The following is a 3,042-nucleotide window of genomic DNA, read 5'->3' on the forward strand; positions in this document are numbered from 1 at the left end:
TGAAGGCTGAGTTTCACTTCGATTTCGGGAGCCCAAACGCCTATCTGGCCGAGCTCGCATTGCCGGATATCGAGACGCGCACCGGGATCAGGTTTGACTATGTCCCGGTCCTTCTTGGCGGCGTCTACAAGGCGACGGGCAACATGTCTCCGGCGGACTCACTTCGCGGGATCAAGAACAAGCCGGAATACAATGCGCTCGAGACCGCGCGCTTCCTGCGCCGCCACGGCATCACGAAGTTCGCGCCGAACCCGTTCTTTCCGGTGAACACGTTGAGCCTGATGCGCGGTGTCGTCGCGGCGGAATTTGACGGCCTGTTCGAGCCCTATTTCCGCGCCGCCTATCATCATATGTGGGTGGAGCCGAAGAAGATGGACGACCCGCAGGTATTTCGCGCGGCGTTCCTGTCCTCTGGTCTCGATATTGACCGCATCATCGCGCGCGCCCAGCAGGATGACGTCAAGAAGAAGCTGATCGAGAACACCACGCGCGCCGTGCAGCGCGGCAGCTTCGGCTCTCCGACCTTCTTCGTCGGCGACGAAATCTATTTCGGCAAGGACAGTCTGCGCGAGGTCGAAGAGGAAATCCTCGCGCAGCTCGCCAGCGCCCGGCGCCTGATCATAGCATCTAGGCAAAACTAACAGGCAAAAAGCCGTTTCTCAGGGAGGGTGCCGTGGTCTCATTGACCCAGGAGACAGTCGGGAGCGCGGACGGTCTGCCGAGCCGGATCCATCACGTGATGGCGCCGCATGTCGCAGCAACGCCGGATCGTGTGGCACTGGTCGACGACACGGCGACGCTGACCTATCGTGAACTCGATGCGGCGGTTCAGGCCACGGCTGACAAGCTGCGTGCGCTTGGCATCCGCGCCGGCGACCGCATGATGATCGTCAGCGAGAACTCGATTCCACTCGCCTGTCTGCTGCTCGCTGCGAGCTTGCTCGATGCCTGGGCGATCGTCGTCAATCCGCGGCTGTCCCCGCGCGAGGTCGACCAGATCCGGGATCACAGCGGCGCAAGGCGGGTGTTGTTCACTGTCGGGGTGTCGCAGGAGGCCGCCACTCATGCTGCACGGTGCGATGCGCCGGTGCAGGAGCTTGGGCCGCTGCGCGATATCGGCGTGACCGCGCTGAACACGGACACGGCGGTGGAGCCGGTCGACGCCGATGGCGCCAAACAAGTCGCAGTTCTCATCTATACCTCTGGCACTACGGGCACGCCCAAGGGCGTAATGCTGACCCACCGCAACCTCCTATTCAGTGCGCGCGGCACCGCCGCCTGGCGCAGGATGACCGCGGCTGACGTGCAATATTGCGTGCTGCCGATCTCGCACATTGTCGGCATCTCGCTACTCGCCATGACCTTGATGGTCGGCGCCAGGGTGCGCCTGGTCGCAAAATACGATCCGGCAGCCCTGGTGAAGGCGATGGCGGAGGAGGGCATCACCATCCTCAACGGTGTGCCTGCGACCTATCAGCGCCTGCTGGAGTACCGCCGCAATGCCGGCCTGCCGAAGCTCGATCGCGGCGCCCTGCGCTTGATCGCGGTCGCCGGCGCGCCGCTTGACCTCGAGCTCAAGGCGCGCGTCGAGCAGGAGCTGGGCCTGCCGCTACTGAATGGCTACGGGATCACGGAATGCTCACCGGGCATCTCGGGCGTGCGGAGCGAGTCGCCGAGGGCGGATCATGCGGTGGGGACAGTCCTGCCGGGCCTGGAGGCCAAGCTCGTGGGCCGCGACGGCAAGCCAGTGGCGGCGGATGCGGTCGGTGAACTCCATGTCCGTGGGCCGAACGTGATGCGCGGCTATTATCGGGCACCGGATCTAACCGCGAAGGCGATCGATCCCGATGGCTGGTTCAACACCGGCGATCTGGCTCGCTTCGAAGGCGATGTTCTCTACATCGTTGGGCGCACCAAGGAGATGATCATCCGGTCAGGATTCAACGTCTACCCGGCTGAGATCGAGGCCGTGCTGAGCACGCACGAATCGGTGGTGCAATGCGCCGTCGTCGGCCGGCCGGTCGAGGGCAATGAGGAAGTTGTCGCCTTCGTCCAGCTCATCCAGGGTTCCAAGGCGACGGCGCAGGATCTGCTGGCCCACATTGCTCCGCAACTCACCTCATACAAGCGACCGTCGGAAATTATCCTGATCGACGCGCTGCCAGCGACGTCCACCGGCAAGATACTGAAGCACAAACTGGCTGAGTCCCTGCGCAGTCCAGGCTGACGCTCTGCCTCACAAAGAGGTCTCTCGCAACGAAGGAAAAGGCCATGCAGAAGAGATACGCGACCGCAGCCGTGATCGGTGCAGGAGACTATATCGGTGCGGAGATCGCCAAGAAATTCGCGGCCGAGGGATTTTCGATCTATGCCGGCCGCCGTAACGGCGACAAGCTCGCGCCGCTGGTCAAGGACATCGAAGCCGCCGGCGGCGAAATTCACGCCCGTTCGCTCGATGCCCGCAAGGAGGAGGAGATCACCTCCTTCCTGAATGACGCCGACAAGCACGCGCCGCTCGAGGTCTGCATCTTCAACATCGGTGCCAACGTTAACTTCCCAATTCTCGACACCACCGAGCGGGTGTTCCGCAAGGTGTGGGAAATGGCCTGCTATTCCGGTTTCCTGGCGGGACGTGAGGCGGCGCGGCTGATGACCGCTCGCGGCGGCGGCAAGATCTTCTTCACCGGGGCGACCGCGTCCTTGCGCGGAGGCAGCGGTTATGCCGCCTTCGCCAGCGCGAAGTTTGGCCTTCGAGCGGTCGCGCAGGCGATGGCGCGCGAGCTGGGTCCGAAGAACATTCATGTTGCGCATCTCATCATCGATTCCGGTGTCGATACGGAGTGGGTGCGCCAGCGCCGCATCGAGGCGCTTGGCGCCAACGCGCTCGACAATCCGGACCTCCTGATGCCGCCGGCGGCCGTCGCCGGCGCCTACTGGCAGCTCTACCAGCAGCCAAAGACCGCCTGGACATTTGAGCTGGAGATCCGCCCGTTCGGCGAGAAGTGGTAGGGAGCCGGTTCGATGGAGCTCGCATTGTCGCCG

3 protein-coding genes are annotated in these 3,042 nt (G+C 63.6%); all 3 read left to right on the plus strand.

Annotation, left to right across the window (positions count from 1 at the left end):
- On the plus strand, positions 1-641 hold a 641-nt coding region (locus tag I6F36_RS38335; RefSeq protein ID WP_225173235.1), incomplete at its 5' end, for a 2-hydroxychromene-2-carboxylate isomerase.
- A gap of 32 nt (positions 642-673) precedes the next feature.
- A complete protein-coding gene (locus I6F36_RS38340) occupies positions 674-2,227 on the plus strand; it encodes an AMP-binding protein (RefSeq protein WP_346656716.1) in 1,554 nt (517 codons plus the stop codon).
- 44 nt (positions 2,228-2,271) lie between these two features.
- Positions 2,272-3,009 (plus strand): SDR family oxidoreductase, encoded by a 738-nt coding sequence (locus I6F36_RS38345; protein ID WP_225173236.1) that lies wholly within the window; start codon positions 2,272-2,274, stop codon positions 3,007-3,009.
- The last annotated feature ends 33 nt before the right edge of the window (positions 3,010-3,042 follow it).

The organism is Bradyrhizobium sp. BRP19 (genome assembly GCF_020194195.1).
Classification (GTDB): Bacteria; Pseudomonadota; Alphaproteobacteria; order Rhizobiales; family Xanthobacteraceae; genus Bradyrhizobium; species Bradyrhizobium yuanmingense.